The 26,684-nt window shown below is 72.3% G+C and carries 22 protein-coding genes and 1 pseudogene; 13 read left to right on the plus strand and 10 right to left on the minus strand.

Annotation, left to right across the window (positions count from 1 at the left end):
* The first annotated feature begins 4 nt into the window (after positions 1-4).
* The gene (locus tag ACFPLC_RS27925; protein WP_378192866.1) at positions 5-3,028 is read left to right on the plus strand and encodes a helix-turn-helix transcriptional regulator; all 3,024 of its coding nucleotides are present in this window, start codon (positions 5-7) and stop codon (positions 3,026-3,028) included.
* A gap of 141 nt (positions 3,029-3,169) precedes the next feature.
* On the opposite strand, the gene ACFPLC_RS27930 is transcribed toward ACFPLC_RS27925, so the two are convergent.
* From ACFPLC_RS27930 to ACFPLC_RS27940, 3 genes are all read right to left on the minus strand, one after another.
* Positions 3,170-4,780 (minus strand): succinic semialdehyde dehydrogenase, encoded by a 1,611-nt coding sequence (locus ACFPLC_RS27930; protein ID WP_378192868.1) that lies wholly within the window; start codon positions 4,778-4,780, stop codon positions 3,170-3,172.
* Positions 4,781-4,883: 103 nt separating this feature from the next.
* On the minus strand, positions 4,884-5,786 hold the full coding sequence (locus tag ACFPLC_RS27935; RefSeq protein ID WP_378192870.1) for a hypothetical protein: 903 nt from the start codon (positions 5,784-5,786) through the stop codon (positions 4,884-4,886).
* Between the two features lie 73 nt (positions 5,787-5,859).
* Entirely contained in the window at positions 5,860-6,477 is a 618-nt protein-coding gene (locus ACFPLC_RS27940) for a TetR/AcrR family transcriptional regulator (protein ID WP_378192872.1), read from the minus strand.
* 94 nt (positions 6,478-6,571) lie between these two features.
* On the opposite strand from ACFPLC_RS27940, the gene ACFPLC_RS27945 reads away from it, so the two are divergent.
* The gene (locus ACFPLC_RS27945; protein WP_378192874.1) at positions 6,572-7,723 is read left to right on the plus strand and encodes an acyl-CoA dehydrogenase family protein; all 1,152 of its coding nucleotides are present in this window, start codon (positions 6,572-6,574) and stop codon (positions 7,721-7,723) included.
* A 13-nt stretch (positions 7,724-7,736) separates the two neighbouring features.
* Positions 7,737-8,873 carry a CaiB/BaiF CoA transferase family protein gene (locus ACFPLC_RS27950; protein WP_191317134.1) on the plus strand — a complete coding sequence of 379 codons (1,137 nt, stop codon included), beginning with the start codon at positions 7,737-7,739 and terminating at the stop codon, positions 8,871-8,873.
* On the opposite strand, the gene ACFPLC_RS27955 is transcribed toward ACFPLC_RS27950, so the two are convergent.
* Positions 8,870-9,400, minus strand: coding sequence for a GNAT family N-acetyltransferase (locus tag ACFPLC_RS27955; protein WP_378192876.1), 531 nt, complete (start codon positions 9,398-9,400; stop codon positions 8,870-8,872). The genes ACFPLC_RS27950 and ACFPLC_RS27955 overlap by 4 nt on opposite strands.
* Before the next feature lie 96 nt (positions 9,401-9,496).
* Positions 9,497-10,270, minus strand: coding sequence for a crotonase/enoyl-CoA hydratase family protein (locus tag ACFPLC_RS27960; RefSeq protein ID WP_378192879.1), 774 nt, complete (start codon positions 10,268-10,270; stop codon positions 9,497-9,499).
* Between the two features lie 102 nt (positions 10,271-10,372).
* Between ACFPLC_RS27960 and ACFPLC_RS27965 the strand changes: the two genes are divergently transcribed.
* From ACFPLC_RS27965 to ACFPLC_RS27985, 5 genes are all read left to right on the plus strand, one after another.
* Positions 10,373-10,540: a hypothetical protein gene (locus tag ACFPLC_RS27965; RefSeq protein ID WP_191317131.1), complete on the plus strand. Its 168-nt coding sequence runs from the start codon at positions 10,373-10,375 to the stop codon at positions 10,538-10,540.
* Between the two features lie 360 nt (positions 10,541-10,900).
* On the plus strand, positions 10,901-11,383 hold the full coding sequence (locus tag ACFPLC_RS27970; RefSeq protein WP_013224355.1) for a hypothetical protein: 483 nt from the start codon (positions 10,901-10,903) through the stop codon (positions 11,381-11,383).
* 116 nt (positions 11,384-11,499) lie between these two features.
* A complete protein-coding gene (locus tag ACFPLC_RS27975) occupies positions 11,500-12,414 on the plus strand; it encodes a lytic transglycosylase domain-containing protein (protein WP_378192881.1) in 915 nt (304 codons plus the stop codon).
* Between the two features lie 1,138 nt (positions 12,415-13,552).
* Complete coding sequence (locus ACFPLC_RS27980) at positions 13,553-13,930, plus strand: hypothetical protein (protein WP_378192883.1); 378 nt, start codon at positions 13,553-13,555, stop codon at positions 13,928-13,930.
* Between the two features lie 10 nt (positions 13,931-13,940).
* Complete coding sequence (locus ACFPLC_RS27985) at positions 13,941-14,282, plus strand: DUF3817 domain-containing protein (RefSeq protein WP_086857625.1); 342 nt, start codon at positions 13,941-13,943, stop codon at positions 14,280-14,282.
* Here the strand turns inward: ACFPLC_RS27985 and ACFPLC_RS27990 are convergent.
* On the minus strand, positions 14,260-15,684 hold the full coding sequence (locus ACFPLC_RS27990; protein WP_378192886.1) for an MFS transporter: 1,425 nt from the start codon (positions 15,682-15,684) through the stop codon (positions 14,260-14,262). The two genes, ACFPLC_RS27985 and ACFPLC_RS27990, sit on opposite strands and share 23 nt — an antisense overlap.
* A 135-nt stretch (positions 15,685-15,819) precedes the next feature.
* Between ACFPLC_RS27990 and ACFPLC_RS27995 the strand changes: the two genes are divergently transcribed.
* A complete protein-coding gene (locus ACFPLC_RS27995; RefSeq protein WP_191317128.1) occupies positions 15,820-16,380 on the plus strand; it encodes a TetR/AcrR family transcriptional regulator in 561 nt (186 codons plus the stop codon).
* Positions 16,381-16,396: 16 nt separating this feature from the next.
* Here ACFPLC_RS27995 and ACFPLC_RS28000 read toward each other — a convergent pair whose 3' ends face one another.
* Together ACFPLC_RS28000 and ACFPLC_RS28005 are read right to left on the minus strand one after the other, a co-directional pair.
* Positions 16,397-17,989, minus strand: a complete 1,593-nt coding sequence (locus tag ACFPLC_RS28000; RefSeq protein WP_378192888.1) for a solute symporter family protein — start codon at positions 17,987-17,989, stop codon at positions 16,397-16,399.
* Positions 17,986-18,414 carry a DUF485 domain-containing protein gene (locus ACFPLC_RS28005; RefSeq protein WP_378192890.1) on the minus strand — a complete coding sequence of 143 codons (429 nt, stop codon included), beginning with the start codon at positions 18,412-18,414 and terminating at the stop codon, positions 17,986-17,988. Before ACFPLC_RS28005 ends, ACFPLC_RS28000 begins: the two co-directional genes overlap by 4 nt.
* A gap of 1,016 nt (positions 18,415-19,430) precedes the next feature.
* Between ACFPLC_RS28005 and ACFPLC_RS28010 the strand changes: the two genes are divergently transcribed.
* The 4 genes from ACFPLC_RS28010 to ACFPLC_RS28025 are packed head-to-tail and all read left to right on the plus strand — an operon-like array spanning position 19,431 to position 25,368.
* Positions 19,431-23,603, plus strand: coding sequence for a sensor histidine kinase (locus ACFPLC_RS28010; protein WP_378236284.1), 4,173 nt, complete (start codon positions 19,431-19,433; stop codon positions 23,601-23,603).
* The gene (locus ACFPLC_RS28015) at positions 23,600-24,052 is read left to right on the plus strand and encodes a roadblock/LC7 domain-containing protein (RefSeq protein ID WP_004561253.1); all 453 of its coding nucleotides are present in this window, start codon (positions 23,600-23,602) and stop codon (positions 24,050-24,052) included. The genes ACFPLC_RS28010 and ACFPLC_RS28015 overlap by 4 nt, the downstream gene beginning before the upstream one ends.
* A 7-nt stretch (positions 24,053-24,059) precedes the next feature.
* Positions 24,060-24,776: a DUF742 domain-containing protein gene (locus tag ACFPLC_RS28020; RefSeq protein WP_378192892.1), complete on the plus strand. Its 717-nt coding sequence runs from the start codon at positions 24,060-24,062 to the stop codon at positions 24,774-24,776.
* Complete coding sequence (locus tag ACFPLC_RS28025) at positions 24,757-25,368, plus strand: GTP-binding protein (protein ID WP_043783495.1); 612 nt, start codon at positions 24,757-24,759, stop codon at positions 25,366-25,368. The genes ACFPLC_RS28020 and ACFPLC_RS28025 overlap by 20 nt, the downstream gene beginning before the upstream one ends.
* Before the next feature lie 42 nt (positions 25,369-25,410).
* Here ACFPLC_RS28025 and ACFPLC_RS28030 read toward each other — a convergent pair whose 3' ends face one another.
* Both ACFPLC_RS28030 and ACFPLC_RS28035 read right to left on the minus strand, forming a co-directional pair.
* Positions 25,411-25,971 carry a dihydrofolate reductase family protein gene (locus tag ACFPLC_RS28030; RefSeq protein WP_378192894.1) on the minus strand — a complete coding sequence of 187 codons (561 nt, stop codon included), beginning with the start codon at positions 25,969-25,971 and terminating at the stop codon, positions 25,411-25,413.
* Between the two features lie 79 nt (positions 25,972-26,050).
* Positions 26,051-26,605, minus strand: a pseudogene (locus tag ACFPLC_RS28035) (DUF899 domain-containing protein); the annotation flags it as partial.
* Positions 26,606-26,684: the final 79 nt, after the last annotated feature.

Consider the following 26,684-nt stretch of genomic DNA (forward strand, 5'->3'; position numbering starts at 1 on the left):
AACAATGCTCCTCGTGCCCCGACTCGGCTCCGGAATCCCGCTCGTCGCCCGTACCCACGAGATGCGGCGGCTCCGCGCTGCCTTCGCCCGTGCCGAACGTGGCGAGGCCGGCGCGGTGCTGCTCTCGGGGGACGCCGGGGTCGGCAAGACCCGGCTGCTGACCGCGCTCGGCGAGCACGTCGCGGCGTGCGGTGGGCTGGTGCTCACCGGCCGCTGCATCGACGTCCGCGAGGGCGGTCTTCCTTATCTTCCGTTCGCCGAGGCGCTCGCCCCGCTGGGCAGCGCGACGGATCCGGCGGTCGCCGCCGCGGTGCGGGCCCGGCCCGCGCTCGGGCGGCTGCTGCCGCAGGGCCCGGGCTTCGAGGAGCCCCGGGCGGCCGAACACCCGCCGATGACCTCCAACGACCGGGAAACCATGGTGCGTCCCCGGCCGGAGCAGGACCTCGGTCAGCTGCAGTTGTTCGACGCGGTACTGGGGGTGCTGACCGAGGTCGCCGAGGCGCGCCCGGTGGTGATCCTGCTGGAGGATCTCCACTGGGCCGACGCCTCGACCCGCAACCTGCTGTCCTTCCTGCTCACCCGGCTGCGGGCGCAGCGGCTGCTCGTCATCGGCAGCTACCGCGAGGAGGACGTCCACCGGCGTCACCCGCTGCGCGGCGTGCTGGCCGAGCTGGTCCGGCTCGCCACGGTGGAGCACGTCGACCTGCGGCCCTTCGGCGCGGTCGACGCCCGCAAGTTCGTCGAGGCGCTGGCCGACGAGCCGCTGCCGTCGGACGTCGTGGCCGACATCGTCAGCCGCTCCGAGGGCAACCCGTTCTTCGCCGAGGAGCTGCTCGCCACCAAGACCGAGTGCAACGACCTGCCCGCCGGGCTGGCCGAGGTGCTGCTGTCCCGGCTCGAGCGGCTCTCCCCGGACGCCCGCCGGGTAGCGCGGGTGATCTCGGTGGCCAACGAGCCCGTCATGCACGCCGCGCTCGCCGAGGTTTCCGGGCTGGGGGAGCTCGAGCTCGACGACGCGCTGCGCGAAGCCGTCCAGCACCACGTGCTCGTGGTGCTTTCGGACGGCTCGTACACGTTCCGGCACGCGTTGCTGCAGGAAGCCGTGTACGGCGATCTGCTGCCGGGGGAGCGGTCGCGCACGCACGCGGCGTACGCGGCGCGGATCAAGGCGCGCGCCCAGGGCCGCGGTCATGACGCGAAGCTGGCCTACCACTCGATGCAGAGCAGCGATCTGGCCACCGCGCTGCCGGCGTTGCTGCGCGCGATGGACGAAGCCGAGAAACTCGGTGCGCCCGGGTCGGCGCTGCAGCACGTCGAACAGGCGCTGTCCATCTGGGACGCCGTCACCCCGGCGGACCGGCCCGAAGGCGTCGACGAGCTGAAGCTGCTCTACGAAGCGTCGTACTTCGCGGGCACCTCCGGCGAGCCCGAGCGGGCCGCCGCGTTCGCCCGCTCGGCCACCCAGGCGCTGACGCCGGAGATCCCCAACGACCGGGCCGCCAAGGTGTGGCGGCGGCTGGCGGACGCGCTGCTGGCGCTGGAAGGCACGCTCGACGAGGCGGTCGCCGCCATCGACCGGGCCTGGGACCTGGTCAAGGACACCGATCCCAGCTCCGCGCGCGCCTGGGTGCTGGCCAGCCGGGCCGGCTTCCTCCGGATCCTCGACCAGCCCGAGGCGGCGCTCGACAGCGCGCTCACCGCGGTCGCCGACGCCCAGGCCGTGGGCGCGACGGGAGCGGAGGCGTCGGCGCTGGTCACCCTGGGCACGCTGGCCGACTCGCGCGGCGACGCCGCCGAGGCCCGGGAGCGGCTGCGGCAGGCCCAGCGCAAGGCGCGGGACGTCGGCGCGTACAACACCGAGATCCGCGCGACCTACTTCCTGGCGTTGAGCCACGACGACCAGGGTGAGTTCGCCGAAGCGCTGGAGCACGCCACCCACGGCGTCGCCCGCGCCGAGGAAGCCGGGCTGAGCTGGAGCGTCTACGGGCTGGAACTGCGGGCGCGGCAGCTGATGCTGCGGTACCTGATGGGCGACTGGCCGGACGAGAGCGCCGGGCGTGCCGGGCGCGGGGTGTCCAACGCGGTCGCCGCGCGGATCCTGGCCATCTGGTCGCTGTTCGTCGTCGCCCGCGGCCGGTCGGACGAGGCCGCGAAGCTGCTGTCCGGGCTGCGGCAGCACTGGACGGCGGACATGCAGATCCCGCTCTCGGCCGGCGCCGCCGGGATCGAGCTGGCGTACTGGCGCGGCGACCACGCCGACGCCGTGCGCCAGGCCGAAGACCTGATCGGCTGGCTGGAGCGGATCGAACCCGGGCTGCTGGCCGGCATCCGGGTGGCCGCGCTCGGCGTGTCCGCGGCGGCCGCGCTGGCCGCCGAGGCCCGGCTCCACGGTGACCAGACCGCCGCCGAAGCCGCGGTGGCGGCCGGCGAGCGGCTCCTGGCGCACGGCCGGATGTGCGCGGTCGTCGGCCAGCCGCGCTCGGGCACGCTCGGACCGGAGGGCCGCGCGTGGCTGGCCCGCCTGGAAGCGGCGGCCACCTGCCTGTCCGGTCGCGGCGACGCGGACAAGTGGGCGACCGCGGCGGAGGCGTTCGGCTACGGCGCCGTCTACGAGCAGGCGGTCTGCCGCTGGCACGAAGCCGAAGCGCTGCTGGCGGCCGACATGGACGCGGGCACGGCCCTGGAGGCGGCCCACGAGGTGGCGGTCCGGCTCGGCGCGATCCCGCTGCGCGACGCGGTCCGCGACCTGGCCCACCGCGCCCGCGTCGAGCTGGACGGCGTCGAGCCGTCACCCCCGGCCCGCACGGTCACCGACCCGCTCACCGACCGCGAGCGCGACGTCCTGGAGCGCGTCGCCCTGGGCCGCACGAACCGCCAGGTCGGCGAAGAGCTCTACATCAGCGAAAAAACGGTGAGCGTCCACCTTTCCCGCGTGATGGCCAAGCTGGGCGCCAGCCGCCGCGCCGAAGCAGTGGCCATCGCCTACGACCGAGGCCTCCTCACCGCCCCCACCGCCGAACACGCGTGATCAGAGAGTCGACACGCGTGATTGGAAGGTCGACACGCGTGATTGAAGGGTCGACACGGCCGGGCCCGCGGGTTTCGCCGTGTCGACCCTCCAATCACGAGTGATGACCTTCCAATCACGCGTGCTGACCCTTCAATCACGTCAGCGGGGGAGGCGGCGGAGGGCTTTGAGGCCGAAGGTCATGCCTCGGGACCACAGGGAGCCGGGGACCGCGCGCGGGGGACGCAGGGCGAGGCCGCGCTGGAGGGCGATCGACTGGGACTCCGTGTACTTCAGCAGGCCTTCGGCGCCGTTGCGGCGGCCGACGCCGGAGTCCTTCATCCCGCCCATCGGGACGCCGACGCTGCCGAACGTCGCCGCGTAGCCCTCGTTGACGTTGACCGTCCCGGCCTTCAGCCGCGCCGCGACCTCCCAGGCGGCGCGGCCGTTGCGCGACCAGACGCTGGCGTTGAGCCCGAACGGCGTGTCGTTGGCCCGCTCGATCGCGTCGGTGACGTCGGTGTAGCCGTAGATCGACACGACCGGCCCGAACGTCTCCTCCGCGAACGGCAGCATGTCCGGGGTGACGCCGGAGAGCACCGTCGGCTCGTAGAACAGCGGCCCGAGGTCGGGCCGCGCGCGGCCGCCGGTCAGCACCGAAGCACCCTTCGCGCGGGCGTCCTCGACGTGCTTCGAGACCGCCGCGAGCTGCTCTTCCGACGTCAGGGACCCCATCTGGACCTGGTAGTCCAGCGCCCCGCCGAGCCGCAGCGCCGCGGTCCGCGCGACGAACGCGCGGGTGAACTCGTCGCGGATGTCCTCGTGGACGTAGATCCGCTCGACCGACACGCACAGCTGCCCGGCCGAGGAGAAGCACGCGGTCACCGCACCCGTCGCGGCCTTCGCGACGTCGGCGTCGGGCAGCACGATCATCGGGTTCTTGCCGCCGAGCTCCAGCGAGTACGACGTCAGCCGCTTCGCCACCTGGCCGGCCAGTTCCTTGCCGGTCGGCGTGGACCCGGTGAAGCACAGGTAGTCCGACTCCTCGACCAGCGCGGTGCCGATCTTCGAGCCGCGGCCGAGCACGATCTGCCACGTCCCCGCGGGCAGCCCGGCCTCCTCGGCGAGCTCGTGCAGCCACAGCGCCGAAAGCGCGGTCTGGTTGTCCGGCTTCTGTACGACGGCGTTGCCCGCGGCCAGCGCCGGCAGGACGTCCATCGCGGTCAGGGCCAGCGGGTAGTTCCACGGCGAGATGATCCCGACGACGCCCTTCGGGTGCCGGACCTCGCCCGCGCGGGTCAGCCCCGGGATGACGCCGGCGACGCGGCGGGGCGCGAGGAGCTTCGCCGCGTGCTTGCCGTAGTAGGCCGCCACCAGCGCGGTCGCGCTGACCTCGTCGAACGCGTCGAGCCGCGCCTTGCCCGCTTCGACCTGGACCAGGTCGAGCACCTCGTGCTGCTTCGCGAGCACCAGGTCGTGCAGGCGGGTGAGGACGCGGGCGCGCTCGGCGGGGGAGCGGTCCGCCCACGCTCGCTGGGCGGTGCGCGCGTCCGCGAACACCGCGCGGACGTCGGCGTCGGTGGCCTGCGGGAGGGTCGCGATGGGCAGCCCGGTGAACGGCGCGGTCATCCGGATCGGAGCGGAGTCCGCGCCGCCGGTCACGCGGGCGACGAGCCGGGCCGCCCGCGCCGCGCCCGGCGCCCCGGCGACGCCGCCGACGGTCGGCGGCAACGAGGTGTCTTCGACTGCGTTCGCGGGGGTCGTGCTGGTCATGACGTCTCCGTTCCGGCGGAGTCCGCGCGACGTCGCGCGGGGGTTACCGACGAGTACACCATACCGTCGGTACGTCAGATGTCCAGCGTGATACGAATAAGATTCACGTATTGGGCGGGTGGAGCGGCGGCAGCTGGTAGTTCGGCTGGGTCGGATCCTGCTGCGCCGGGTGCGGCTGGGCCTGCGTCGCGCCGCCGTACGGGTCGTCGGGCTGCTGCGCCGGGAAGGGGTGCGACGCCGGACCGCCGTACGCGGGCGGCGGCTGCGGGCCGGTCTGCGGCGGCGGGGCCTGCGCGGGGAACGGCTGCGACGCCGGGTACCCCGGGGGGTGAGGCTGCGCGAACTGCTGCGGCGGTCCCGGGTACGGCCGCGGCTGCTGCTGGTACGGCCCCGGCGGCGGCCCGCCCGGTGCGGCGGCCGGGGTGTGCCGCCCGGCGAGCACCGCGGACACCAGCGCGATCAGGGCGACGATCCCGCCGCCGATCAGCAGCCAGAAGCCGATCCCGGTCGTGTAGTGCGACTTGATCGTCCCCTCGTCGGTCTCGTAGCTCAGCGTCGCCGAGACGTCCATGCCGAGCATCCACACCGCCGCGGCCGCCCCGGCGGCCCCGGCGACCAGTGCGGTCCGGGCGCCCGCGCGCACGCCGGGCCCGGCCGAGCGGCGCGCCCCGGCGAACGCCAGGCCGGCCCCGGCGAGCAGGACGACCGCGCAGGCCGTGAGCGGGATGCCGTACCGGGCGACGTGGGTCTGTTCGTAGAACTTCTTCGTCTCCTCGCCGGGGTCGACGGAGAACGAACGCGACCAGGCGCTGACCGTCTGGCTGCTCTCGGTCTTGCCGTTCACCACCTGCTCGAACGACGTCTGCGGCAGGAACGACCCGGCGATCACCAGCACCGCGGCGAGGACGCCGAGGATCGCGGCGAACAGCCGGAAGACGGCGCCCGGGTCGGCCTGCTGCGGTGCGGGCGGCGGGCCGTAGGAGTACGGGTACGGGGCGGCGGTCATCGGAACTCCCCTCGTTCGGAGGGGATTGGACCACGAAATCCGCCTGCGGATAAGGGGCAAAGCACCCTGGTGGTCAGCTCGGCGCAGCGGTGGCGTCCTGGTAGAGCAGGATGGCGATGCGCTTCCACTCCTCGAGCAGCTGCCGCCGCCGGTGCGGGTCGCCGCCGAGCTCGGCGTCCAGCGCGAGCCCGCGGGTGAGGTTCACGGTGAGCCAGAACAGCATTTCCGCGCGTTCCGGCGGGAGTTCGCCGGCGACCTGGGTGACGTGCTCGAGCGTGGCGCGGCCGAGCGCGCGGTCGACCGGGCGGATGGCCGCGCGCAGCTCGGCGTCGGTGCGGGCGGCGACCCACAGTTCGGTGACGGCGGTCGAGAGCGTGCCCGAGTAGCCGGCCCACAGCAGGTCGATCGCCGCGGCGACGCCGGTGCCGCCGCTCGGCAGATCGTCGAGCGAGGCCGCGAGCTGGCGGCGCAGCTTGGTCGTCAGGTGCTCGACGGCGGCCGCCATCAGCTCGGCCTTCGCGGTGAAGTGGTGCTGCACCGCGCCCTTCGACACGCCCGCGCGGGCGCAGATCTCCTGCACCGACGTGCGCGCGTAGCCGACCTCGACCAGGCAGTCGATGGTGGCGTCGAGCAGTGCCGTGCGGGTCTGCTCGCGCCGCTGCGCCTGGGTCCGGTGCGCCGTCTCGGTCACCGCGGCCTCCCTGCTTTACCTACCGGACGGAATGGATGTACATTCCGATCAGAACTTACATGCTGATCGGAATGTTTTCCAGCAGGAGGGTCCCGTGCCACTGCAACTGCCGAAGAGCTCGTGGAGCACGACCGAGCTCGATGACCTCCGCGAGCTCGCGCGGTCGTTCCTGCAGAAGGAAGCCGTCCCGCACCAGGAGCGCTGGGCGGCGGAGAAGAAGGTCGACCGCGAGCTGTGGACGAAGGCGGGCGACGTCGGCCTGCTCTGTCTGTCCATCCCCGAGGAGTACGGCGGGGGCGGCGGCACCTTCGCCCACGAAGCCGTCCTCTACGAGGAGCAGGCGCGGGCCGGCGACAGCGCGTGGGGCGTCACCGTCCACAATGGAATCGTCGCGCACTACCTGCTCGCCTACGCCTCGGAAGAGAAGAAGCGCGAGTGGCTGCCGAAGCTGGCGAGCGGCGAGATGGTCGGCGCGATCGCGATGACCGAGCCCGGCACCGGCTCGGACCTGCAGGGCATCAAGACGCGCGCGGTCCGCGACGGCGACCACTACGTCATCAACGGCGCGAAGACCTTCATCACCAACGGCTTCCACGCCGACCTGGTGGTTGTCGCGGTGAAGACCGACCCGGACGCGGGCGCGCAGGGCGTCTCGCTGATCGTGGTCGAGACGGACACGCCGGGCTTTCGCCGCGGCCGCGTCCTCGACAAGGTCGGGCTCAAGGGCCAGGACACCGCCGAGCTGTTCTTCGACGACGTCCGCGTGCCCGCGGCCAACCTCCTCGGCGACGCGGAGGGCCAGGGCTTCTTCCAGCTGATGCTGCAGCTGCCACAGGAACGGCTGATCATCGCCGTCACCGCGGTGGCCGGGCTGGAGGCGGCGGTCGACCTCACGCTCGAGTACACCAAGGAGCGCACGGCGTTCGGCCGGCCGATCTTCTCCTTCCAGAACACCAAGTTCACCCTCGCCGAGGCGGCGACCGAAGCCGCGGTGGCCCGGGCGTTCCTCGACCAGTGCATCGAACGCCACCTCAAGGGCGAGCTCGACGTCCAGGGCGCGGCGATGGCCAAGCTGTGGACCACCGAGCGCGTCAACAAGGTGATCGACGACTGCGTGCAGCTCTTCGGCGGCTACGGCTACATGACCGAGTACCCGATCGCGCGCGCGTGGGCCGACGTCCGGATTTCGCGGATCTTCGGCGGCACCAGCGAGATCATGAAGGAAATCATCTCCCGCTCGCTCTGAAAGGACCTCGGTCATGAAAGCAGGTCCGCTCAGCGGCCTGAAGGTGGTGGAGCTCGCCGGTCTCGCGCCCGGGCCGTTCGCCACGATGATCCTCGCCGACCTCGGCGCCGACGTCGTCCGCGTCGACCGCGCGCAGCCGGGGGAGGACGTGCTCGGGATCGGGACCGACCCGCTGGCCCGCGGCCGCCGGTCCGTCGGCATCAACACCAAGACCCCCGAAGGCGTCGAGCTCGTGCTGAAGCTGTGCGACACGGCCGACGTCCTCATCGAGGGCTTCCGGCCCGGGGTCGCCGAGCGGATCGGGCTCGGCCCGGACGTCGTGCACGCCCGGAACCCGCGGCTGGTCTACGGCCGGATGACCGGCTGGGGCCAGGACGGGCCCCTGGCCACGGCGGCCGGGCACGACATCAACTACATCGGCATCGCCGGCGCCCTCGAACCGATCGGGCGCGCCGGCGAGCGGCCGGTCCCGCCGCTCAACCTCGTCGGCGACTTCGGCGGCGGCGGGCTACTGCTGGCGATGGGCATCCTGGCCGCGCTGTACGAACGGAACACGTCCGGGCGCGGCCAGGTCGTCGACGCGTCGATGGTCGACGGCGCCGCGCTGCTCACCACGAGCCTGCACGGCATCAAGGCGGCCGGCCTCTGGTCGGAGGGCCGCGGCGAGAACATGCTCGACGGCGGCGCGCCCTTCTACGACACGTACGAAACGGCGGACGGCAAGTACGTCGCCGTCGGCGCGATCGAGATGCGGTTCTGGAGTGCGCTGGTGCAGGTGCTCGAGCTGGACCCGGCGGAGCTGCCGCTGCACGTCGACCGGACGCAGTGGCCCCGCCTGCGGGAAATCGTGGCGGGGGCGATCGCCAAGCACACGCGCGACGAGCTCGTCGCGCGCGCCGAAGGCACCGACGCGTGCCTGACGCCGGTGCTGTCGCCCGAAGAAGCGGCCTCGCACCCGCACAACGCGGCGCGCGGCACGTTCGTCGAGATCGGCGGCATGGTCCAGCCGGCCCCGGCACCGCGGTTCGACCGCACGCCGCCGTCGACGCCGGAAGCGCCGCGGGCCAAGGGGTCCGACACCGAAGCCGTGCTCGCCGAACTGGGCGTCACGGACCTCGGTGGCCTGCGGGCAGCGGGGGTGATCGCCTAGGGCTTCGCCAGGTCGGAGCGCACGACCGAGTACATGACGTGGTCGCGCCACTCGCCGTCTCGGAAGTCGTAGCCGCGAAGGATGCCTTCGCGCGTGAAGCCGGCTTTCTCGAGCGAGCGCTGTTCGGCGCGGTTGCCGGCCTCGGTCGTCGCTTCGACCCGGTTGAGCTGGGTGTGGGCGAAGAGGTACTCGACGAGCAGTCGCTGGGCCTCGGTGCCGTAGCCGTGGCCGCGGGCCTCCGGGGCCAGCACCAGCCCGATGTTCCAGCAGTAGGACGCCGGCCCGGTGCGGGTCCGGTGCCAGGAGACCAGGCCGAGCACGCGCCCGCCCAGCGTCGGCACGAGCATGCCGGTGTCGGTGGTCAGCATCCCGGTCTCGAGCCACCGGCGGCGCAGGTAACCGGGATCGTGCCAGCCGAACCACTGGTGCTCGCCGGCGGCGACGGGATCGTTGGTCAGCCGTTCCAGCAGGCCGAGATCGCTTTCGGCCACCGGCCGGAGCTCGACTCTGACACCGTCGTCGTCCATCCGGAGACCTTATCGGCCGCTTGACCGGAAACCGGGGGGCCCACGCGCGATCCAGCCGGTCCGGTGAACGACGGCTGCGGACCGTGGCCGCCCGCGTCAGTCGAAGCTGCCGTGGCGGCCCGCGCCGCCCGCGAACCGGGCCGCGCCGTCCACCGCCTCCGCCGCGAGCACCCCCGTGCCCATGGCCGCCGCGAACTCCGCGGCCAAAGCGTCCTCTTCGGACTTGCCCCACTGGGCCAATGCCGAGAGCCGGTCGCCGCGCAGGCACGCCTGGGGGAACGCCGCGAGCTGCCGGGCCAGTTCCTGCGCGGCCGTCACCGCTTCGCCCGCCGGGACCAGTCGGTTGGCCAAGCCGATCTCGAAGGCCTCGGCCGCCTCGACCGGGCGTCCGGTGAGAATCAGGTCCATCGCGCGGGACTGGCCGATCAGCCGGGGCAGCCGCACCGTCCCGCCGTCGATCAGCGGGACGCCCCAGCGGCGGCAGAACACGCCGAACACCGCCGTCGTGTCCGCGATGCGCAGGTCGCACCACAGCGCCAGCTCGAGCCCGCCCGCGACGGCCGGTCCGTGCACCGCCGCGACCACCGGCTTGCCGAGGGTCATCCGGGTGGGCCCCATCGGGCCGTCCCCGTCCGGGTGAGTGCGGTTCACCCGGTCGGTGCCGATGGCCTTCAGATCGGCTCCGGCGCAGAACGCGTCACCCGCTCCGGTGAGGACCGCGACGGCCGCGTCCGGGTCGGCGTCGAAGGCGTGGAAGGCGTCGGCCAGCTCCGCCGCCGTCGGTCCGTCGACGGCGTTGCGCGCCGCCGGCCGGTCGATGGTGATCGTCGTCACCACGCCGTCGCGCTGCACCAGCACGTTGCGGGACATCGCCGCTCCCGGGGTTGATCGAGGTGTCTTCCGTGGACGCCTTCCCTACAGTATTGGGGTGGCCACTCCCAGGACGGGGACGGCGAGCCGGGGAGGAAGCTCATGTCGGGCGGCGTGAAGAAGATCCTGATCGTCGGCGTGGTCGCGCTCGTGCTCTTCTTCCTGATCACCCAGCCCACCCAGTCCGCCGATTTCGTGCACCGCGTGCTCGGCTGGCTCAAGGACGGCGCCGAAGCGATCGTCACGTTCTTCCGGGCGCTGTTCTCCTGACCTGGTGCTTCTCCGTGCCGGCGCCGCCACGGGCGGTGCCGGTGACTACTCTGCGTCTTAACGGACGGTAAATCACCCAGTGTCACCAATCCCGGATTTCGGACTCCACCACTCGACCATCCGGGTGGATTGCGGCCGAAAACACGCAGGTCGTCGAATTCGTGGCATCCGGGGTCTGGCGAAGACGACCACCCCGGCCCTACGGTGCTCACATTGCGTGATCGGGTGGTTCGCCATCCCCCCGGAGAACCCCGGTACGCAGGCAGTTTCCACTCAGCAAGGTGCAGGTTGGTGCGTGCGGCACCACCGCGTGGGACAGGCGTCAGGGCCTGTCCGTCGGGGACCTACAAGGAGGCAGGGATGACCGGAGATCCCGGAGTGGACGCGTTGATCCGGCAGTGGGCCGCCGAGCGCGAGAGGACTCCCGAGGAGCAGGAGGTCGACCGCATCGCTTCCGCGTGGCTGGCCGACGCTCCCGCGCAGGCTCCGGGCATCCCCGGCCAGCGCGCCCGGACCGGGCAGTCGCGGTTCGTCCCGGTCGAGTCGGCCGATCCCGGCTACCTCGCCGCGATGCGCAGCCGGCTGCCGGAAGTGCCCGAAGAGCTCCTCACCGCCGCCGCGGGCTGGTGGCAGATGGTCGGCGGCGTCGCCGAGGCCGAGGAGTGGTGGGACGCCGGCATCAGCCCGCTCGACCAGCGGGCCCTCGACTACCGGGCGGCCGGGCTCGCGCCGTCCGACCTGAGCCGGCGGCTCGGGCCGATGACCGTTCTGCAGCACCTGCGCCGCGGCAGCGCCCCGGCCTGGTGCGTCGCGCGGCTCGCGCGGCAGCAGAAGTCCGCCTGATTTTCCACTCGGCCGGGTGACCCGGTGTGATGAGACGATCGTGACGGCCCGCGTAACGCTAGCCTGCGCGGGCTCGTTGACAGTTCGTCGACATCACGCTGGAGGACCGGAGTTTCGTGCGCACCAGGACCGGAAAGCCCGAGGACGACCCGACCGGCGCTGAAGCCGAGCAAGCCGTCCCCGACCCACCGGCACCGCGCTCTCCGGGCGTGGCCGTGCTCACCCGGCTGCTCGTGGTCCTCGCCGTGCTGGCCGTGGCCGGCGGCGGGATCTGGCTCGTCACCCGCGCCTCGACGCCCGAGGCGAGCCCGACCACCACCGAAATCCCCGCCTTGCAGGTGAAGGCGGCCGACGTCCGCCCGGGCTCGGTCGCCCCGGCCGGTGGCGCGGTGGCGGGCGGGGCCGAGCAGCAGACGTCACCCCAGCAGGCCCGTCCCCGCGAGACGGGCCCGGCGACGCTGACCCAGTGGGCGGCCCAGGTCGCCGGGGCCACCGGCGTCCCGGCACGGGCGCTGCAGGCGTACGGCAACGCGGAACTGGCGATGCGCGCGGACCAGCCGGGCTGCAAGATCTCCTGGGCCACGCTCGCGGGCATCGGCCGCATCGAGTCCAACCACGGCCAGTACGCGGGCGCGGTCCTCGGAGCGGACGGCCGCCCGTCCAAGCCGATCATCGGCGTACCCCTCGACGGCTCGGCGGGAGTGCAGGCCATCGGCGACACGGACGGCGGCCGCTACGACGGCGACCCGAGTGTCGACCGGGCGGTGGGCCCGATGCAGTTCATCCCGGGCACGTGGCGCAAGTGGGCCTCGGACGGCAACGGAGACGGGCTGGGGGATCCCCAGCAGATCGACGACGCGGCCCTGGCGGCGGCGCGGTACCTGTGCGCGGGTGGGCGGGACATGGCCAGCCCTAGCGGGTGGTGGGCCGGGATCCTGTCGTACAACAACTCGACGGAGTATGCGCAGAAGGTGTTCGGGCTGGCGGATGGGTATGCGAAGGCGGCCCAGGCGGCGCGGAAGCAGGGGTGAGGCCGGGCTGGTGGGCTGTGCTTCCGGGTCCCGCTCTTAATCAGACAGGCCCCGAAGGTTGGGCGCGGTCCGAAGGTGCGGCTGGCTTGGGTGGGTCCAGGTCGCCGTGGCCGGCGAGCTTGGTGCCCACCACCCCGAAGCCGCGATTGTGACTACGGCCGGCAGTGCCGCGTCAAGGCGGGAAAGCGTGCCTTGACCCGGCACTGCCGGCCGTGTTGTGGCTTCGGATCGGGGTGGCGGGGAGGCCTGGGTGGGGTGCGGGTCCGGCGGTCAGCGTCCCGTCACGTCGGAGAGGCAGCTGCGGGGCCCCGCTCGTAACCAGACACCTATTCCTCAGCTTTCCGGCAAAGTCGGTCGCTGGTGAAAGCCGGGGCTCCCGCCGGTTCGCGCGGTTCGAAGGTGCGGCTGGCCTGGGTGGGTCCAGGTTTTTGTGGCCGGCAAGCTTGGTGCCCACCACCCCGAAGCCGCGATTGTGACTACGGCCGGCAGTACCGCGTCAAGGCGGGAAAGCGTGCCTTGACCCGGCACTGCCGGCCGTGTTGTGGCTTCGGATCGGGGCGGCGGGGGGGTCTGGGTGGGGTGCGGGTCCGGCCGTCGGCGTCCCGTCACGCCGGTTAGGCAGCTGCGAAGGGCCCCGCTCGTAAGCCAGACAAGCCCGAACGATTCTTCAGGGTTCCGGCAAAGTCGGTCGTGTTGAAAATTGGGGCTGTCGCCGGTTGGGCTCGGTTCGGAGGTGCGGCTGGCCTGGGTCAGTCCAGGGCGCCGTGGCCGGCAAGCTTGGTGCCCACCACCCCGAAGCTGCGATTGTGTTCTGGCTTCGGATCGAGGTGGCGGGGGAGGTCTGGGTGGAGTGCAGGCCCGGCCGTCGGCGTCCCGTCACGCCGGTGAGGCAGCTGCGAAGGGCCCCCCTCGCGACCAGACAAGCCCCACCCGATCCCTGGGGGCTGACCCCGGATCCAGTCTATCGGCGCCCCCCGACGAAGAGCCGGAATCCGGTGCCGGGTGGCCGAGCTGTCCACAACCGTCCCGGATTGGGGATTGCTGCCGCTCGCCCGGAGCCTCGACCTGCGCTGAGAGCCCGGCCACCTCGCGCGCGACCGCGCGCCGGCTCTCAGCTGCCCAGTGCTAGCGTCGGAGCGTGCCAGCTTCCGAGACCGCCTCTCCCTGGGGGCGCCGGATCGCGATCGTCGCGACCTGCCTGGTGAGCCTGCTCGTCTGCTGCGGGCTCGCCTGGTGGCAGTGGGACCGCTTCACCTCCGCGAACGGCACCTTCCAGAACCTCGGCTACGTCCTGCAGTGGCCGCTGTTCGGGCTCTTCCCGGCCTTCATGTTCTGGCGGATCCGCAAGCTCAACCGGAAAGCCGAAGCCGCAGCCCCGGTGGAAGAGCGACCCGAGGTGCCCGCCCCCCGTCCCCGTCCGGAAGTGCCGAAGCACACCGACGAGGACGAGGAGCTGGCCGCCTACAACCGTTACCTGCGTGAACTGAACGCCCGCGACGAGCAGGCAGCAGAGTGAGGACCACCCGATGACCACCAGCACCGAAGGCGCCCGGACCGCCGTTCCCCTCGCCGGCCCCCTGGTCCGGTTCCGCACCGCCGCCTACGTCACCGGTGTCGGCCTGCTCGGCCTGTGCTTCGTGATGGTGCTGCGGTACGGCTTCGACAACCCGACGCCGTCCGCGGTCTACTCGCCGATCCACGGTGTCCTCTACATGATCTACCTCGTGCTCACCATCGACCTGGCGATCAAGGCCCGCTGGTCGATCAAGGGCACCGTGCTCGTGCTGCTGGCCGGCTGCGTCCCGTTCGTCTCGTTCCTCGTCGAGCGCCGGGTGACGCACAAGGTCAAGGCCGGGCAGAAGCTGTAACGCGCCGGAACGTCAGCGCCACCAGCACCGTGCAGACCGCGAACGCCGCGGACGTCGCGAACGCGGCGGTCATCCCGTCGACCGTGAGCTGAGCGCCGGTCGCGGCCGATGAGCGGGTCACCGAGCCGAACACCGTGATCAGGACGCCCAGCCCGAGCGTGCTGCCGACCTGTTGCATGGTCTGCAGCACGCCGCCCGCGGCGCCCGCGTCCTCGGTGGGCACGGTGGCCATCACGATCACGTTGAGCGGCGCGAACGCCAGCCCGACGCCCAGTCCCATCAGCAGCAGCGGCCCGAACAGCGCCGGGAAGTACTCGCTGTCCGTAGTGAGCATCGCGAGCCAGGTGAGGCCGGCGACCATCACCAGTGACCCGGTCACCGCCAGCGTTTTCGGCCCGTAGCGGGGGAGCAGCCGCGGCACGAGCCGGCTCATCGTGAAGATCAGCACCGCCATCGGGAGGAACGCGAACCCGGTCGCCAGCGCGGCGTAGTGCCGGATGTCCTGCATGAACTGGGTCAGGAAGAAGAACATCGACATCATCGCCATCGGCCCGAGGAAGAAGTTGACGTAGGCCGCGCTGCGGTTGCGGTCGGCGAACAGCCGCAGCGGGACCAGCGGCATCCCGGTGCGGGCTTCGATGGCGACGAACCCGGCCAGCACCGCCAGGCCGGCGCCGAGCGAGCCGAGCGTCACCGGGTTGCCCCAGCCGTCGGACGCGGCGTGGGTGAAGGCGAACACGAGCGCGCCGACGCCGAGGGTGCCGGTGACCGCGCCGGGCAGGTCCAGGTGCGCGCGCCGTCGCTCGGGGTCCGGCACGAAACGCGGGGCGAGCAGGACGATCGCCAGTCCGAACGGGACGTTGATGAACAGCCCGGCGCGCCACGAGATCCATTCGGTGAGCAGGCCGCCGACGATCAGGCCGATCGCGAAGCCGCCGCTGGACATCGCGGAGAACAGCGCCAGCGCGCGGACGCGGGACTTGGTCTCGGTGAACGTCGTGGTGATCAGGGCCAGGGTGCTCGGGCCCGCCATGGCGGCGCCGACGCCCTGCAGGGCGCGGGCGGCGATGAGCAGCGCGGCCGAGTCGGCGAGGCCGCCGGCCAGCGACGCGAGGGTGAACACGGCGGTGCCCACGACGAACATGCGGCGCCGCCCGAACAGGTCGCCCGCCCGGCCGCCGAGCAGGAGGAGACCGCCGAAGACGAGGCTGTAGGCGGTCATCACCCAGGACAGGCCGGTGGGCGTGAAGCCGAGGTCGGCCTGGATGCGGGGCAGCGCGACGTTGACCACGGTCGCGTCGAGGATGAGCATGAGCTGGCAGGTCAGGATGATCGCGAGGACCAGCCCGCTGCGCTTGCGCGCCGCCGGTGCGGGCGCGCGGTCGAGCGTTTGTTGCGACAAGGGATACTCCCCCAAGGAGTAAGAGAAGAAGCGGAGATGTTCTCCACTTGGCTGTGATCCGATAATATGGAGAGCGTCTCCGGATGCGCAAGTGAATTCGGAGAATCTCTCCGGTTAAGTGGTGAGGAGGCCGGGATGCCGGACAGCGAGCGTCCGATGCGGGCGGACGCGCGGCGTAACTACGAGCGCATCGTCGCGACGGCGAAGGACCTCTTCACCACCCACGGCGCCGACGTGCCGCTGGACGACGTCGCCAAGAAGGCCGGGGTCGGTGCCGGGACCCTGTACCGGCACTTCCCGACGCGCGAGAAGCTGTTCGAAGCGGTCTACCGCGACGAGATCACGGTGCTCGCCGACCGCGCGTTCGTGCTGCACGACGAGCTGCCGCCGTGGGAGGCCCTCGAAGCGTGGCTGCGGGCACAGGTGACCTGGGTCGTCGAGCGGCACAAGCTGGCGACCATCCTCAAGGAGTCGATCGACTCCGGCTCGGAGACCTTCCAGTACTGCCAGAAGCGGCTGCGCGAAGCGACCGGCGTGCTCGTCGAAGCGGCGCAGGAAGCCGGGCTGGTCCGGCCGGACGTCGTCGGGGCCGACGTCCTCCGCCTCGGCCACGGCGCCGGGATGGCCGTGCGCAACTGCAGCCCGGAGGACGGCGAACGCGTGCTCGACGTGATCCTGGACGGCCTGCGCGCCTGACGCAGGCCGTCCGAAGTCAGCTGCCGATGCCGGTCATCGAGCGGACCTCCATCTCCGCCTGCTTCTCCGCGTCGGCCTTCGGCCTGCCCACCAGCGTCCCGACGAACCCGCAGAGGAACGAGAACGGGATCGACACCAGGCCCGGGTTCTTCAGCGGGAACCAGGCGAAGTCGACGCTCTTGAAGATCGCGTCCGGGGCGCCCGAGACGACCGGCGAGAACAGCACGAGCAGCAGGCACGCGATCAGGCCGCCGTACATGCCCCACAGCGTGCCGGTCGTGTTGAACCGCTTCCAGAACAACGAGTAGAGCAGCGTCGACAGGTTCGCCGACGCCGCCACCGCGAACGCCAGCGCCACCAGGAACGCGACGTTCTGCCCGTTCGCCAGCACCCCGCCGACGATCGCCAGCACGCCGACCACGATCGCGGTCGTCCGGGCGACCCGGACCTCGTCGGCCGGTTCGGCCTTGCCCCGCTTGAAGATGTTCGCGTAGACGTCGTGGGCGAAGGAGGCCGACGCGGTGATCGTCAGCCCGGCCACCACCGCCAGGATCGTCGCGAACGCCACCGCGGCGATCACGCCCAGCAGCAGCGTCCCGCCGATGTGCAGCGCCAGCAGCGGCGCCGCCGAGTTCTCCCCGCCCGGGGCGGCCTTGATCTCGTCCGCGCCGACCAGCGCCGCCGCGCCGAAGCCGATCACCAGCGTGCACACGTAGAAGATGAGCATGCACACCGTGGCCCAGACGACCGAGCGGCGCGCCTCCAGGGAGTTCGGCACCGTGTAGAAGCGCATCAGCAGGTGGGGCAGCGAGGACAGGCCGAGCACCAGGGCCAGCGCGAGCGACACGAAGTCGAGCTTGGTGGTGTCGTCCTTGCCGTAGGAGCCGCCCGGTTCCAGCAGGTGCTCACCCAGCGGGCTCTTCTCGGTCGCGGCCGAGAGCAGGTTCGAGAAGCTGAAGCCGTACTTGCCGAACAGGAACACCGCCATCAGCACCACGGCGAGCATCAGCACGCCGGCCTTGATGATCTGCACCCACGTGGTGCCCTTCATCCCGCCGACCAGCACGTACAGGACCATGACCAGGCCGACCACGCCGATCACCAGCGCCTGCCCGAGCCGGGTGTGGATGTCGAGCAGCAGGGCCACCAGGCCACCGGCGCCCGCCATCTGCGCCAGCATGTAGAACAGCGAGATCACCAGGGTCGACGTCGCCGCCGCGGCCCGGACCGGGCGCTGGTTCATCCGGAAGCTGACGACGTCGCCCATCGTGAACCGGCCGGTGTTGCGCAGCAGCTCGGCGATCAGCAGCAGGTCGACCAGCCAGGCGACGAGGAAGCCGATCGAGTAGAGGAACCCGTCGTACCCGTGGACGGCGATCGCGCCCGCGATGCCGAGGAACGACGCCGCCGAGAGGAAGTCCCCGGAGAGCGCGATGCCGTTCTGGCGTCCGGTGAAGGCGCTGCCCGCGGCGTAGTAGTCCGACGTCGAGGAGTTCCGGCTGCCGGCCCGGTAGACGACGTACAGGGTGATCGCCACGAACAGCGCGAATACGACGGTGTTGACGACGGGGTCGCTGGCGGTCAGGCCGCCCTCGGCGAGCGCGGTCATCGGCGCTTCTCTTCCACCAGGCCCGCGCGTGCGCGCAGCTCGGCGACCCGCGGGTCGAGCCGGCGGCGGGCGTAGCGCAGGTAGAGCCAGGTGATCAGCGCGGTGCTGGCGAACTGGCCGAGGCCGAGCAGGATGGCCACGTTGACCTGGCCGAACACCTTGCGGCTCATGAAGTCGTGCGCGTACGCGGCCAGCAGCACATACGTCATGTACCAGGCGAAGAAGGCGAAGCTGAGCGGGAAGACGAAGCCGCGGAACCGACGGCGCAGCGAGACGAACTCCGGGCTGGCCTGGATCGCGGTGTAGTCGGGCTCGGCGGGCCGGCGGGGTGGAACGCCGGCCGGGGCGGACCCGGCGGGCAGGACCGGGATCCGGCTGGTCTCCTCGAGGGCGTTGCCCGGCGAGGGCCGCGCTACGTCGTACATGGTGCCTCCGGCAGAGTGCCTCCGTGGCGGCGGGCCCGGGCGACCAGGGCGCCGGGCCGCCCTTGCGGACTGCGAGGGCACATCGTAACTACGCCATCCGGCGGCTGCGGAAGGCGGCCGACCGTCCGGTCGGTCCGCGCGGTGGTATTCGTTTTCCGCGCGCGCGGCGTCGAATGGGTGACCGGCGACAACGCGGCGCGGAGAACGTCTGCAATGCCGAAAAGAATTGTGACGGCACGTTGTCGGGAGCGCGGTACGCTGCGGCGAACGGGCTAACGGCGCTGGTCGGCTTGCCAACGGGGTCACGGAAAGTAGCCGATTCGCGGGCTTGATCCTGCTCGAGGGTGGCTCCGGAAGCCGTCCGGCGGGCGAAGATCCACTGGTCAGCGCCGGGTTTCGAAAGAAACCACCAGGTCGAGGCAGGGGAACGCGCAACGCCACAACATCGGGCACATCTTGAGACTTGACCCACCCGTTGGTGGTACGGAGTGTAGATCGACCGAGGGATGCTGCTACCCTGCATGGGCTAATCGGGTGACCGCCGGATGCGACCGCTCTCCAGTCCGGTAACCGGAATTCCCTCTTCGGCGGCGGTGAGGTGGAATGTCTTGGCCCGTGTCCGGTTGCGAAAGCACTTTTCGCAGGTCAGCGCCCGAACGGGGAACACAATTGACCGGCCGGGCATCGGGGGTACGATTCTTTGGCCCAGCTGACCGCAGCGATCGATTGGCACCGATAAAGTTGATCTCGATCACCGTGCACAACGCAACTTGCGACCTGCACGTGCATAGTCCCGGGCAGCATCCCGGGCACGGGACGACGAGGCGGTGCCTGCCCGGCGACGGGCGCGCGGACGGCCGGGCGGCCGGGGACGAGCGAGGGCGCCGGGGAAGCGGCAGGGCGGGGACGGCACGGCCGTCCGGCAGCCCGCTGCGAGCCGGGACGCCGCGCCGCCGACGCGGATCCATGACGCCGGACAGGGAGTCACTCACGTGACCGTTGCAGGAGAAGGTCAGGTGCCCGTCGGGGAACTGCTCGGCCGAGCGCCCCGGCGGTCCAGGGGAAGGGCCGTGTGGCGCGCACTGGTGCAGTGGCGCGACTGGAGCCTGCCCGTCAAGCTTTCGGCCGTCACGGTCGTGCCCATCGTCCTCGCGCTCGTGCTGGGCGTCGCGACGATCGCCGCGCAGGTCGGCCGTTCCGGCGAGTACCAGCGGCTCGACCGGCTCGTGGCGCTCGGCGGCGGGGTGCGCACCCTGACCGCCGCCCTCCAGCAGGAGCGCACGGTCACCGCCGCGATGCTGACCGAGGGCACCGTCGGCGGCACCCCCGAGCTGGCCGCCGCGCGCAAGGCCACCGACGCCGCGATCGGCCCGTTCACCGCGGAGCAGGCCCGCGCCTCCGAAGCCGAGCCGGGCGTCTCCGGAGCCGCGGGCGCGGCCTCCGCCCAGATCGGCAACCTCTCCTTCCTGCGCCGCCAGGTCGACGGCGGCCAGCTCGACCCGAGCCAGGCCATCACGGCGTACTCCGCGCTCACCGGCTCGCTCGTCAGCCTCGACACGGCGGCCACCGCGGGCGCAGGCGACGGCACCCTCGGCGGCCTGCCCGCCGGGCTGCACGAACTGCTGGTCGCCGGCGAGCAGGTGTCGATCAGCCAGGCCCTCGTCTCCTACGGCATCGGGCGCACCGGCCTGACGCCGAGCGAGCTGGCCACCCTGCGTGCCGCCGAGCTGCGGCTCGCCGACCGGCTCGTCGACTTCCGCTCCGCGGCGGGCGACACGCTGCAGCGCGACTTCGCGGCGATCGCCGAGGGCACCCAGGCGCAGAGCCGATCCCGGATGGTCGAGACGGTGCTGAACGCGCAGAGCAGCACGGTGGACGACGCCTTCCGCGCGCTGTCGGCCGCGGACTGGACCGCCGCCTCCGCGGCGATGCGCACGCAGATCGGCTCGATCGCCGACCGGCTCGGCGCCTCGGCGTCGCAGACCGCGGCGGACCTGGTCGACTCCTCCAGCAGCGGCGCCGGCCTGCTCGCGGTGGTGCTGTTCGCCGCGATGGTGCTGGCCGTCGCGGTCGTCTTCCTCATCACCCGCCAGCTGCTGCGCTCGCTGAAGGTGCTGCGCCGCAGCGCCCTCGACGTCGCCGAAACCGCGCTGCCGGAGGCGGTCCGCAACATCCAGGAGGGCCGCGCGCAGGGCACCGACGTCCGGCCGGTCCCGGTGCACACCGACGACGAGGTCGGCGAGGTGGCGCGGGCCTTCGACAAGGTGCACCACCAGGCGCTGCGGCTGGCGACCGAGCAGGCCGCGATGCGCACCGGCTACGGCAGCGTGTTCGTCAACCTCTCGCGGCGCAGCCAGAGCCTGGTGCAGCGGCAGCTGCAGCTGATCGAGCAGCTCGAGCGGGACGAAGAGGACGCCGACCAGCTGGCGACGCTGTTCCAGCTCGACCACCTCGCCACCCGGATGCGGCGCAACAACGAGAACCTGATGGTGCTTTCGGGCGCCGAGCCGGGCCGCCGGTCCGGGAAGCCGGTCGGCACCACCGACATGCTCCGCGCCGCGGTGTCGGAAATCGAGCAGTACCAGCGCGTCCAGGTGCAGCCGCCGCCCCCGGCCCGGATCGTCGGCTACGCCGCCAGCGACCTGATGCGCCTGGTCGCCGAGCTGCTGGACAACGCCGCGGCGTTCTCCGCGCCGGAGACCACGGTGACCGTCGCGTCGCGGCTGGGCGAGGACGGCTCGCTCCACATCGACATCCTGGACAAGGGCATCGGGATGAACGAGTGCGAGGTCATCGAGGCCAACACCCGGCTGACCGAGGCCGGGTCCGTCGACCTGGTGACGTCGAGGCGGATGGGCCTGTTCGTCGTCGGCAGGCTGGCCAGCAGGCACCGGATCGGGGTGTCGCTGCACGGCGGCAAGGACATCGTCGGCGTCCGCGCCACGGTGATCGTCCCGGCGGAGCTGGTGATGCCGGTGACCGACGGCCCGGCGACCGGCCCGATCGGCGCCCTGCAGCAGCACCCGGCGAGCCCGGCGGCCGGCAACCGGCTGCCGCGCCGCCCGGTCAACGGCGCGGCCCGCCCGCAGCCGGTGGTGCCGCAGCAGCCGGCGATGGGCGAGGAGCGGTGGCCGTCGGCGAGCGACCTCGCCGGGCTGTCCGGCGTGCGCCCGCCGTCGGACCTGGAGATCTCCGGGACGGCGCTGTTCGCCCCGATCGAGAAGGACGACGACACCCCGCCGCCGCCCCCGGCCCTGCCGCCGGTGCCCGCGGTGCTCTCGGTGCCGCAGCCGCCGCGGGCGGACGACCTGCCGGCGGGCAAGGACCTCTTCACGGCGAACGAGACGACCCTCAGCGACTGGTGGCAGGAGGCGACGGCCGGCTCGGAGCCGCCCCCGCCGCCCCCGGCAGCGGACCGTTCGGAGACGACGCCGATCTTCGACGAGATGCTGTCGGCGTGGTTCCGCGAGGACAAGCCGGCCGTTTCCGACGAGGAACCGGCGACGGCCGCGTCGGAGGAGGCGCCGCCGGAGGAGCGCCGCAGCTGGGACTTCGCGAGCGACGAGAACTTCCGCACGGTCCAGGAGCGGACGAAGGCCGAGCCGACGGCGTTCACCGAGGCCGGGCTGCCCCGCCGCCGCCGCGGCGAGCAGCTGCTGCCGGGCAGCGCCACGCCGGCCTCCCCGGCGGCGGCCCCCCAGCCGGCCCCGGCCCGCCCGGACCTCCCGGTCCGCGACCCGGCCGACGTGCGCGGCCGGCTGAGCAGCTTCCAGCAGGGCGTGAACCGCGGCCGCCGCCAGGCGGCGGCCAAGCGCGCCCGGCCGGCCCAGCCGTCCCCGGGAGCGGCGGCGGGCCAGGGGCTGGGAACGGCTCAGTCCGCGGGCCAGGCGGCGCAGCAGCAGGCGGCGGGTTCGGCTGCCGGGCAGGGTTCGGCTCAGGTCGGGCCGGAGTCGGCTGGGCAGGCGGCGGGCTCGGCGCAGGCGACCGGTTCGACTGCCGCGCAGGGCGCGGCTCAGGCTGCGCCGGAGTCGGCTGGGTGGTCGGCGGGTTCGGTGCAGGCGGCGGGTTCGGCGAAAGCGACCGGTTCGGCTGCCGGACAGGGTGCAGCTCAGGCCACCCCCGAGCAAGCCGGGTGGTCGGCGGGGTCGGTGCAGGCGGCCGGTTCGGCTGCCGGGCAGGGTTCGGCTCAGACTGCGCCGGAGTCGGCTGGGTGGTCGGCGGGCTCGGTTGCTGGGCAGGGTTCGGCTCAGGTCAGGCCGGAGTCGGCCGGGCAAGCGGCGGGTTCGGTGCAGGCGGGCTCGGCTGCCGGGCAGGGTTCGGCCCAGGCCACCCCGCAGGTGACGGGTCCGGAGACCGCGCCCGGGGCCACCGGGCAGCCGGCGGGCTCGGTGCAGGCCGGGCCGGAGACATCCGGGCAGCCCGGGCAGGAGCCCGCGGCGGCGCAGCCGACCGCAGGCTCGACTCAGGCCGTTCCGGAGGCGCTCGCCGGATCAGCCCGCCAGGCCGCGGCTTCGCCCATCTCGGAAGCCCTCGCCGGCCTGGCCCCGGGGCAGCCCGCCGACGTGCCGGGGGAGCAGCACCAGCCCGGAACCGCGCAGGAGGCGGGGACACCCGAGCAGGCCGGCCCGCAGCAGCCCGCACCCCGCCCGGAGGACGAGACATCCCGGCCCCCCGCGGGCGGCGCCCTCCCGAGCCGCCGTCCGGCGGCGACCGGGTCGACCTCCGGCACCCTCCCGCAGCCCGCCCTTCCGCAGCCCACCCGCCGCCACCCGGACGTCTTCCAGGAGTCCGGTCAGCTGCCCCTCCCCAACGGCCGTCCCGCCGCTCCGCCCTCCTCGCTCCCCAGCAGGAAGGCCACGGAGACACCCGCTCCGCGCCGCGAAGAGTCCGTGGTCGAAGCCACCACCGAGTGGAACTTCGGCACGGACGACGGCTGGCGCGCGGTGCAAGCGGTGTCCCAGTCGGCACCCTCCACCTTCACTTCGGCAGGATTGCCCCGGCGCCGTCGCGGGGAGCAGCTGCTCCCGGGCAGCGCCGGACCGTCCACCGGGGCCACGGCCCCCCGACCACAACGGGACGCACACGACGTGCGCGGCCGCCTGCGGAGTTTCCAGCAGGGCATCGAGCGCGGACGCCACCGCACCGCGCAGGCGGCCGAGAACAACCACGAGACCTTGGAGGGTGAATGACCTCGCCGAGTAGCGCTCAGCCGACGCAGAACCAGTTCGGCTGGCTGGTGAACGACTTCGCGGAGCGGGTGCCCGGCGTGGCCCACGCCGTGGTCGTCTCGGCGGACGGCTTGCTGCTGACCGCGTCGAACCGGCTCCCGCTCGACCGGGCCGACCAGCTCGCCGCGGTCGCCTCCGGGCTGGTCAGCCTCACCCAGGGCGCGGCCCGCTGCTTCGAAGCCGGCGCGGTCAACGAGACCGTCGTCGAGATGGAGCTCGGGATCATGGTGCTGATGTCGATCAGCGACGGGTCCTGCCTGGCCGTGCTCGCCGCCCCCAACTGCGACATCGGGCAGGTCGCCTACGAGATGACGATGCTCGTCGACCGGGTCGGCCAGATCCTCACCCCGGAGCTGCGCGCTCAGCTTCAGGGCTCCGGGGGGTCGCTGATCGGCGAACCGGTGGGATGATGGCGCGATGAGCACGGGGTCCGGATTCGACGGCGAACCACCCGCGGGGCACAGCTCCGCCGGGCGTGGGGACGACGGCACGTTCGCCGACGTCCTCAACGGGTTCTCGCTGGATTCCGGCCGTGCCCGCCGGAAGCGCAAGAAGACCAAGGAGTCCCCGCAACCCCCGGCCGCCGGTGCGCACGCGGCCGCGGATCCGGCGGCGTTCCCGCCGCCGGCCGACCAAGGAGATCGTGTGACCTCTTTAGTCTCTCCACCCGGCAGTACCGACGGGGACAGCCCCAGACCAGGCGGTTTGTTCGACCCGGGCCCGCCCAGCGGCGAATTCGTCATGCCCGCGGTGTTCGAGCAGCCGCCCGCGCCCGAGGAGCTGACGGCGATCGTCCGGCCGTACGCGCTCACCGGTGGCCGCACCCGCGCGAACTATGCCCTGGAGCTGGAGACACTGATCTCCGCGAAGGACTACGCTGCCACCGGTGGCTTCCCCGAAGTGGCCGCGGAGCAGATCGAGTGCATCTCGATCATGGAAGAGTGCCGGACCCCCCGTTCGGTCGCCGAGATCGTCTCGGCGCTGCGGGTGCCTCTGGGCGTGGCCCGGGTGCTGATCAGCGACGCGGCCGACGCGGGGCTGGTCACGGTGCACAAGACGATTACGGGCAATGACGGCGCCGAGGCACATCTGGTGTTGATGGAAAGGGTTTTGAGTGGACTCCGTCGGCTTTAAGGCACCGCGGGACACCGCGCCCCCGACCATGACCTCCGCCAAGATCGTGGTGGCCGGCGGATTCGGCGCGGGGAAGACGACGTTCGTCGGGTCGGTGTCGGAAATCGTGCCGCTGACCACCGAGGCGATGATGACCGACGCCAGCGTGGGCGTCGACAACCTCGACCACACGCCGGGCAAGTCGACGACGACCGTGGCGATGGACTTCGGCCGGGTGTCGCTGGACGCGGACCTGATCCTCTACCTGTTCGGCACGCCCGGGCAGCAGCGGTTCTGGTTCATGTGGGACGACCTGGTGCGCGGCGCCATCGGCGCGGTGGTGCTGGCCGACACGCGCCGGCTGGCCGACTCGTTCGCGCCGATCGACTTCTTCGAGGACCGCGGGCTGCCGTACATCGTCGGCATCAACACGTTCGACGGCGTGCTGGAGCACGACATCAACGACGTCCGCGAGGCGCTGTCGATCGACCCGAACATCCCGATCGTCCGCTGTGACGCGCGGGACCGCGAGTCGACCAAGCAGACGCTGATCACGCTGGTCGAGTACGCCATGCGGCAGTGGATCGCGCTGCGGGCGGCCAACGCGCGCTGACCGTGGTGGAGCCAGGGCCCGGGACACGCCCGGGCCCGCCGCTCACGCACGGCGGAAGCGCAGCAGCACGGCCTGGCCGTCGAAGGTGCGCGACTCCACCAGCTCCAGGCCGAGCCGCGCGGTGCCCTCGGCGAACGGCCGCTTGCCGCCGCCGAGGACGACCGGGTGCACGACCACCTGGTACTCGTCGATCAGGCCGCGGGCGGTGAGCGCGGCCGCCAGCTCCGCGCCGCCCATGAGCAGCAGGTTCCCGCCCGCTTCGGCCTTCAGGGACGCCACCGCTTCGCTCAGGTCACCGCCGAAGACGCGGGTGTTCCAGTCCGCCTTCTCCAGCGTCCGGGAGAACACCACCTTCGGCGTCTCACGCCACACCGGCGCGAACGCGATGTCGTGCGGGTGGTCCGAGATCGACTCGGCGTTCGGCCAGTACGCCGACATCATGTCCCAGACCTTCCGCCCGTAGGCGAACTCGCCGGCTCGCGCGCTCAGCTCCTGCGAGTAGGCCGACAGCTCCGGACCCATCACCGGCCAGTCGAACTCGCCGTCCGGGCCCTCGACGCAGCCGTCGAGCGAAGTGTGGACCAGGTGGACGATCTCGCGCATTTTCGTCTCCTCTGTCGGGGTCTGACATCAGGAGGTCGGAGCCGCGGCCGCCGACCGGACACGCCCCCGAAGAAAATTCTCAGTACTCGTCGTGGCGGCGCCACCAGGAGCTGGGAGCGTCGTTGCCGCGGCTTTCCTCTTCCCAGGCCTCCTGGCGGCCCAGCGGCGTGATGTCGAGGTACCGGTGCGACGCCAGGAACGCCTCACCGCCCCGGCCGGAGGTGAAGTAGGTCCGGTAGACGTCGTCTCCGTCGCGGAAGAAGACGCTGACGCCGAAGCCGGTGCCGACCCCGCAGTCCTCGGTGAAGCTGCTGCCGTGCGCGGACACCCAGGGCACGTCCCAGCCCATGCGCGTCTTGTACCGCTCGATCTCGGGCAGGGTCGCGGGCGCGACGACGGTGAGCGTGACGTCACGGGCGTGCAGGTGCGCCAGGTGCGGCAGGTTGTCGACGAGCAGCGAGCAGCCCGGGCAGCCCGCCTCATCGCCCGGGCGGAGCATGAAGTGGTAGACGATCAGTTGGCGGCGGCCCTCGAACAGGTCGAGCAGGCTCTTCGTCCCCTCGGCCGGCTCGAACTCGTACGGCCGGGGGAAAGGCACCATCGGCAGCCGGCGGCGTTCGGCGGCGAGGCGGTCATCGGACGTCCTTTCCTCGGGTGCAGCCGGTCGGGTCCTCGAAGCCGGAGGTCCGGCCTCCCCAGCTACCGGCCCGGGC

This window comes from Amycolatopsis plumensis (assembly GCF_042652605.1).
Lineage (GTDB): Bacteria > Actinomycetota > Actinomycetes > Mycobacteriales > Pseudonocardiaceae > Amycolatopsis > Amycolatopsis plumensis.